The sequence below is a fragment of the Robbsia andropogonis genome, from assembly GCF_000970345.1.
In the GTDB taxonomy this organism is placed as follows: Bacteria; Pseudomonadota; Gammaproteobacteria; order Burkholderiales; family Burkholderiaceae; genus Robbsia; species Robbsia andropogonis.
The window spans coordinates 263,864-271,235 of record NZ_LAQU01000006.1; the positions used below are offsets into that span (position 1 = coordinate 263,864).

Genomic DNA, 7,372 nt, shown 5'->3' on the forward strand with positions numbered 1-7,372 from the left:
TGCACCAGGCGTCCTGGGATCGCGCAACAGAGATGATTTGCTGCGCCGATGCGGCATGAAGCGACAATGCTGCACTCCCAAGCCGCGCACCCGGAGGAACGTATGGCTTTTTGCATGGGGTCCCACAAATAGCGGATAATATGCCCATAAACAGGCGGCGCAGGAAGGCCGCGATAAAAGCGACCCCCGTCGCGCGACCGTACGACGCGCACGCCGATAATTTCCAGGACAGACCCCGTGATACCCGAGTTGGCGCAGCGCATCGACGACCTGCTGCCGCAAACCCAATGCACGAAATGCGGCTTTGACGGCTGCATGCCATATGCACGCGCGATCGCCGAAGGCCGCGCGGACTTCAACCAATGCCCCCCGGGTGGTCAGGAAGGCGTCGCACGGCTAGCGCGATTGCTCGGCCGCCCTGAAAAGCCGCTCGATACCTCGCACGGCGTTGAGCGGCCCCGGCCCCGCGCCATCATCGACGAATCGTTGTGCATCGGCTGCACGCTCTGCGCGAAGGCCTGCCCCGTGGACGCCATTGTCGGTGCGGCAAAGCTCATGCACACGGTCCTCGATGCGGCCTGCACCGGTTGCGACCTCTGCGTCGCGCCCTGTCCCGTCGACTGTATCGCGATGATTCCGGTAACCGGCGAGGCAACTGGCTGGGATGCATGGTCCGCACCGCAAGCGCGCGCGGCACGCGATCAGCATGCGCGGCGCAATGCGCGCCTGGTGACCGAGCAGCAAGCCGCCGATGACCGCGCGGCAAGGCGGCTACAGCAGGCGCGGCTCGCGGCAGGGTCCCCACCCGCCGTGAGTGGCAACCTGTCGGCGTCCGCCGACCCGGACCGATCCGGAAACGCTGCGGCCGATGAGAACGCCGCGGCAGAAGCACACGAACGGGCCCGCAAGCAGGCAATCATTCAGGCGGCATTGGAGCGCGCCCGTGCCCGGCGTACGTCGGGACAACCCGACGACGCCGCAACGACGCCCAAACCTCCCGGCGCCTAGCTTTCGCGCCGGACCGCCGTTCTTACCTGCCGACTCCCGCTGCTTACCCCTGTCTGCCTCGCCCTTCAGGAACCATCAGAATGAACGCCGACAAGCGCCGTGCAATCTACGAAACCCTGCGCGAACTGAATCCCCATCCGACGACCGAGCTGGAATTCAACACGCCGTTCGAGTTGCTGACGGCGGTGATGCTCTCCGCGCAAGCAACGGACGTCTCCGTCAACAAGGCCATGCGCCAGATGTTCCCCGTGGCAAACACGCCGGCCACGATACTCGCCCTGGGTGAAGCCGGCGTGACGCAATACATCAAGACAATTGGTCTGTATAAGACGAAAGCGCGCAATCTGATCGCGCTGTGCAATTTGCTTCTGGAAAAGCACGGTGGGCAGGTGCCGCAAGACCGTGAAGCGCTGGAAGCGCTGCCCGGCGTAGGACGCAAGACGGCGAATGTGATCCTGAACACGGCGTTCGGGCATCCGCTCATTGCCGTCGATACCCATATTTTCCGTGTCGCCAACCGTACCGGCATGGCACCCGGCAAGGACGTCACTGTCGTGGAGACCAAGCTGGTCAAATTCACGCCGGACGAATTCCTGCACGACGCGCATCATTGGCTGCTGCTTCACGGCCGTTACGTCTGCAAGGCGCGCAGGCCGGAATGCTGGCACTGTGCAATCGAGCCTCTCTGCGAATATCGCGACAAGACCCCTGCCCCATCTGACGAAGCAAACATGCGTCAGGTAATGAAAGTGGCCAATCAGGCCAAGACATTGCCGCGCCTGACCCTCCCGGAACAAATGGCGGCCGCCCTGGAGGGCGACAAGCTTTTAAAGAAAACCGCGAAGACCGCCACGACCGGTGCCGGGAAAACGACAACCGCCGCAACAGCGGGAACCCCAACCGCGAAAACGGTAAAACCCAAGCAAGCGGCGCCCAAAAAATCAGCGGTGCCACGCCAAGCAATCAGCATTTCCGGAGAAGCCGGCGCAAAGGCGCGGCAAATCGCCGCGAAGCGTAAAATATCGGTTTGATCCTGGGTACCACCATGTTCGACCCCAGCCGAGACGATGTTCGCCGTTTTTTCTGCGAAACCTGGCGTAAGCGCCGCGCAGGCGAAATCCTCACGCCCATGGAGGCGATCGCCGCCGATTGGATTCTCGACCACCCGGAGACACACCCCGCGCTTGAAGATCCAGAGGCCGTGTCGCGCGACTATACGCCGGAAAACGGGGCAGCCAACCCTTTCCTGCATTTGTCGCTGCATCTGGCCGTATCCGAGCAGTTATCGATTGACCAGCCGCCGGGAATCCGCGCCGCCTACAACGCCTTGACCTCGCGTCTGGACGATCCCCACGCGGCGCAGCACGAGATCATCGACTGCCTCGGCGAGACGATTTGGGAAGCACAGCGCAACCGCACGGAAATGGACGCCGCCGCCTACCTCCAGCGCATCCATAGACGCGCCAGCCGGCACTGAGCGCGCGGCGCGGCGCTTGGATGACCTTACGCGCTACGCCGGAGCGGGTTCCTGAAAATCCCTTCGGGCGGCCCGTCATGCGCCAGCCTCCGTTGCGGCATACAATAGTGGGAGTAGATCGTGGTCATCCAGCCATGTCGGTGGCGTAGGCCACCGGCCGGACCGCGCAGCAGATCACCGCGCGTCGTTGAATACCGACGACGCGCCTACGCCAGTAGAACATCATCCGGTGTGCCGTTGTCCGGCGCACTCGCCAGCACTGAACAAGGAGGCCTGATCATGACATCGTTAGACCAGCTCAAGCAGTACACCACGGTGGTCGCCGACACAGGGGACTTCCGGTTGCTCGAAAAGTACCAACCCCAGGACGCCACGACCAACCCGTCGCTGATCCTGAAGTCCGTGCAGAAGGAAGAATACCGGCCGCTACTCGAAAAAACCGTGCGCGACCATCGGAACAAGCCGCTGCCGGAAATCATCGACGAGCTCATCCTTGCATTCGGGCAGGAAATCCTGAAGATCATTCCGGGCCGTGTGTCGACCGAAGTAGATGCGCGCCTGTCGTTCGATACCGAAGGGACCATTAAAAAGGCGCATTCGCTGATCGAATCGTACAAGGGTTATGGGGTTGATCCCAAGCGCGTGTTGATCAAGATCGCCTCGACCTGGGAAGGCATCCGCGCGGCGGAAAAGCTGCAGGCCGAAGGCATCGACTGCAATATGACCCTGCTATTCTCGCTCCCGCAAGCGGTTGCCTGCGCCGAGGCAAAGGCCAAGCTGATTTCGCCGTTCGTCGGCCGGATCTATGACTGGTACAAGAAGAGCGCCGGTTCGAACTGGGATGAAGCACGCGACGGCGGTGAGAACGATCCGGGCGTGCGCTCGGTAAAGAGCATCTATGGCTATTACAAGAAGTTCGGCCATCCGACCGAGGTGATGGGCGCCAGCTTCCGTACCGTCTCGCAAATCACCGAACTCGCAGGCTGTGACTTGCTGACGATTAGCCCGGACTTGTTGCAGAAACTGCAGGATTCGAACGAGCCCGTGGCGCGTAAGCTGGACCCGGCGGCGTCGAAATCGGCCGATATCGCTCGCGTCAAAGTCGACGAAGCATCGTTTCGCTTTGCACTGAATGACGACGCGATGGCAACGGAAAAACTGGCTGAAGGCATCCGTCAGTTCGCCGCCGACGCGGTCAAACTGGAAAAGCTGATTGTCGAACTCCAGAAGTGATGCCTGCAATCGCTAGCGTGGCGCCGGCGATTGCACGACACCCCGAGCGTTGGACCGCAATCCACGCATCGGGGTTTTTTTTGGCTTAATGCTCCGCCATTTCGAGATAGTCTTCCGGGCGGGTCCGATCCTCTGGACCCTTCAGCTTCAATGCGCGAATCACGATGCTGGCGACAATCGAGACGACCAGATTGACAATCAGCGCCCATACCGCGGCATAGCCCGGGACATCCATGCCGCCGATATGCAATATAAACGTCGTACTCTTGAAATGCAGCGACGCGGCCATTGACGTACCGGTCACGATGCCGGCGAGCCAGCCGAGAATCAAACCACGATAGTCGAGCAGACGCGTGAACAAGCCCAGCGCGATCGACGGCAAGGTCTGGATGATCCAGATACCGCCGAGCAACTGCAATTGAATCGCGAATTGCAGTGGCAGGAAAACGATGAAGGCGACCGCACCGATCTTGACGACCAGTGACACCAGCTTCGCCACGTCGGTCTCCTGCTTGCCCGTCATGTTCCGATTGATGAACACACGATGGATGTTACGCGTGTACAGGTTTGCCGCCGCGATCGACATGATGGCGGCCGGCACCAGCGCGCCGATACCGATTGCCGCGAATGCCACGCCTACGAACCACGAGGGGAAATAATGCAGGAACAGCGCCGGCACGGCGAAGTTCGGCCCGTAGACCTTGAAGTACGGCGCGAATTCCGGCATATCCTTGACACCGGATGCCAGAGCCATGAAACCCAGCAAGCCCAGTAGACCGAGTACGATCGAGTACGCCGGCAACATCGCCATGTTACGGCGAATCGCACCACCGGACGAGGCGCTCAACAGTGCCGTGACAGAGTGAGGATACAGGAATACCGCCACGGCCGAGCCGATCATCAACGTTGAATACGCGCTATAGCCATTCAAGCTCGTCGTGTCCGGCGCCTTCATGATCAGCTTTTCAACCGGAACCGCGGCAAAGATATGCCCGAAACCGCCCAATTGCGCCGGAATCACGATAATCGCCGCGGCAATCACGATATAGATCAACACATCCTTCACCACGGCGATCATCGCCGGCGCGCGCAGGCCACTGGTATAGGTGTACGCCGCCAGGATCAGGAAGGCGATCAACAACGGCAATTCACCCACCCAGCCATGCGTGGGCAAGCCGAGGCCGCCGATGACGACTTCGATCCCGACCAGTTGCAACGCAATGTACGGCATTGTCGCCACAATCCCGGTGACGGCAACCAGCATTGCCAGCGTGCGGCTACCGAAGCGCGCATGGACAAAGTCCGCTGCGGTGATGTAGCCATGCTTCTTGGCGACAGCCCACAACTTCGGAAAAACGACGAAGGCAAACGGATAGATCAGGACCGAATACGGGATCGCGAAGAAACCCATCGCGCCGGCACCGAATACCAAGGCGGGCACCGCGACAAAGGTATAGGCGGTGTAGAGATCCCCGCCCAGCAAAAACCAGGTGACGATGGTCCCGAAACGGCGACCGCCCAGACCCCATTCATCGAGCAGCGCCAGATCCCCGCGACGCCACCGCGCGGCCATGAAACCGACGATGGTGACGCCGACGAAGAACAGCACGAATACCGCGGTTGCAATGACATTCATGCGCCTTCTCCCTTTTGACGCCGGCTCAGGAAATAGCGCTTCGTCTTGAAATACACAATGGCGGTGATGGTCGCGCTCAGCACCACCCACAGCAGTTGATACCAGTAGAAATAAGGAAAGCCCCACAGCGTGGGTTCGATCTTGTTGTAGAACGGCACCCACATCAATGCGATATAGGGCACCAGCAGAAGCCACAGCCAATGCTTGGCTCGTGCAGCGGACGGGTCCGGGCGCGACATGGAATTCTCCAACGGCAACGACGCAGGGCAGCCGCGTGGCGCGGCAGCGTCGAGACCGCAAAACAGTATGAAAATGAGCCGATCGACGATCGAGATCGTCATCTGGGCACGGGCGCGTGGCAATCGACTAGCGCGCCGCTTCACCGGTCCTCATCGCAACGCGACAATCAGCGGGGATCGGTTTGCCCACGATCATGGCGCACTTTTGCCGGGGCTCGTGGCCTGGGTGTCGAGGGCGCAAAACCAGCCAGCCGACAACGAGGCCGACACCGGTTCGGTGCCGATCCGGTGCCAGTTGGGCGCGAAACGCCTACCGGTAAGGTGGCGCCCCGCGCGGCGGGGAAACGACGGGGCGGGACAGTTTTGTGAAGCATCCCTATCGGGGATGCATTCTAAATCAAATCGAGAAACTTTCGATACCCTGACTGTCGCCAGACGCTTCCCGTAATGCTCGGACCCACGAGATAGCGGGCAAACGATAGGTTTTTTGCAACAGTTTCGCCCTTTCCTCGAGAAAAGCCCACGGAAACGACAACGGCGGCCCGGAAAACGCCAGCGCGATGCGATTGCCATCATGGATGATCGGCAAGGCGATGACGCGTCCGTCGAACGCGGCCGACAAGTTGCGCATGTTGCGCGCGAAACTCGGATGGTCGCCGAAGAGGTTCACCGTCAACATACCCGGCGATGACAGCGAGAGACGGCACGCACGGTAGAACGCGGCGGTATCCAGCACCGGGCCGCGCGCCGTGGCGTCGTAAAGATCGACCTGCATCACCCCGATACGGCCGCCGTTACGGGCGTCATGAACGTAATCCCAGGCATCGGCATGCACGACGTGCAGCCGGTCGTCCTCGTCAGGCAGGCCGAACATGCTGCGCGTGGCCACCACGACCGAGGCGTTCAACTCGACGGCTTCCACCCGCGACGCCGGTAGAAACCGATGACACCATTTGGTCAGGGACGCCGCGCCGAGTCCGAGCTGGGTAATGTGCGCCGGTGCGTCGAGGAACAACAGCCAGGCCATCATCTGCTGCGCGTATTCCAGCTCGAGATCGTACGGTTTGCGCAGCCGCATCGCGCCCTGCACCCATTCGGTACCGAAATGGAGAAAGCGCACGCCGGCCATTTCCGAGAACGTCACCGGGGCGAAACGCGGCTCGGTGCGCGGCGTGGCGTGGCGCATCGACAGGTCGGCGCGCGCGAGATCGTCAGGCATCGCTTTGCGGGGCTTGCGCCCGGCGCGGGAGAAGGCGCGTGCTTCGGCGGACGCGCGTTTGATCAGGGGATTCATGCGGTACAAGACCTCTCGGGCGGAACAGGGCAATGCGCGGTCACAGCGATGCGCGACCGAGAGGATAGCATTCCGACACACTCCGATCCGTGTCACTTTCAGCAAGGCCTCGTTGTTTTTCGCCAGAGGGGTCGCATCAACGCCGCGCGGGCGACGTCGCATCGTTACTCGGTGGCGTGAACGTGCGGCGCGCCGCTTTCATGCGCACGCATCGACCAGCCCAACCAGGCGCGGCGCAGCGCGACCACGGCAAGGAAAGCCAGGCCCGCCAACACCGCGAAAGTCGCAAAGCCCATCTGATAGCTGCCCGTGCTTTCCTTCGCGATCCCCATCACGACCGGCAGGTAGAAGCCGCCGATCCCGCCCGCGGCACCGACGATGCCCGACAACAAACCGGTACGGCCCGCCCAGCGATGCGGCACGAGCTGAAACGTGGCGCCGTTGCCCAAACCGAAGGCCACATACAACACGATCAACACGGCAAT

5 protein-coding genes and 3 pseudogenes are annotated in these 7,372 nt (G+C 61.5%); 4 read left to right on the forward strand and 4 right to left on the reverse strand.

Annotated elements, in window-relative coordinates; genetic code table 11:
• Positions 1 to 237 precede the first annotated feature (237 nt).
• The 4 genes and pseudogenes from rsxB to tal form a co-directional block, all read left to right on the forward strand.
• Positions 238 to 954, forward strand: a pseudogene (rsxB, locus tag WM40_RS08650) (electron transport complex subunit RsxB); the annotation flags it as partial.
• A 134-nt stretch (positions 955 to 1,088) separates the two neighbouring features.
• Positions 1,089 to 1,724 (forward strand): annotated as a pseudogene (gene nth, locus WM40_RS08655) (endonuclease III); the annotation flags it as partial.
• A 329-nt stretch (positions 1,725 to 2,053) separates the two neighbouring features.
• Positions 2,054 to 2,485 (forward strand): DUF1841 family protein, encoded by a 432-nt coding sequence (locus WM40_RS08660; RefSeq protein WP_024901527.1) that lies wholly within the window; start codon positions 2,054 to 2,056, stop codon positions 2,483 to 2,485.
• Positions 2,486 to 2,761: 276 nt separating this feature from the next.
• Positions 2,762 to 3,718 (forward strand): transaldolase, encoded by a 957-nt coding sequence (gene tal, locus WM40_RS08665; RefSeq protein WP_024901528.1) that lies wholly within the window; start codon positions 2,762 to 2,764, stop codon positions 3,716 to 3,718.
• Between the two features lie 85 nt (positions 3,719 to 3,803).
• Here tal and mctP read toward each other — a convergent pair whose 3' ends face one another.
• The 4 genes and pseudogenes from mctP to WM40_RS08685 all read right to left on the reverse strand — a co-directional run.
• Positions 3,804 to 5,354, reverse strand: a complete 1,551-nt coding sequence (mctP, locus tag WM40_RS08670; RefSeq protein WP_024901529.1) for a monocarboxylate uptake permease MctP — start codon at positions 5,352 to 5,354, stop codon at positions 3,804 to 3,806.
• A complete protein-coding gene (locus WM40_RS08675) occupies positions 5,351 to 5,593 on the reverse strand; it encodes a DUF3311 domain-containing protein (RefSeq protein ID WP_024901530.1) in 243 nt (80 codons plus the stop codon). Before WM40_RS08675 ends, mctP begins: the two co-directional genes overlap by 4 nt.
• 397 nt (positions 5,594 to 5,990) lie before the next feature.
• Positions 5,991 to 6,887 carry a class I SAM-dependent methyltransferase gene (locus tag WM40_RS08680; RefSeq protein ID WP_024901531.1) on the reverse strand — a complete coding sequence of 299 codons (897 nt, stop codon included), beginning with the start codon at positions 6,885 to 6,887 and terminating at the stop codon, positions 5,991 to 5,993.
• 164 nt (positions 6,888 to 7,051) lie between these two features.
• Positions 7,052 to 7,372, reverse strand: a pseudogene (locus WM40_RS08685) (MFS transporter); the annotation flags it as partial.

Bases quoted from the DNA above. Each gene is read 5' to 3' on its own strand.
- mctP (WP_024901529.1), bottom strand. From the start codon at position 5,354: ATGAATGTCATTGCAACCGCGGTATTCGTGCTGTTCTTCGTCGGCGTC.
- WM40_RS08675 (WP_024901530.1), bottom strand. From the start codon at position 5,593: ATGTCGCGCCCGGACCCGTCCGCTGCACGAGCCAAGCATTGGCTGTGG.
- WM40_RS08660 (WP_024901527.1), top strand. From the start codon at position 2,054: ATGTTCGACCCCAGCCGAGACGATGTTCGCCGTTTTTTCTGCGAAACC.
- WM40_RS08680 (WP_024901531.1), bottom strand. From the start codon at position 6,887: ATGAATCCCCTGATCAAACGCGCGTCCGCCGAAGCACGCGCCTTCTCC.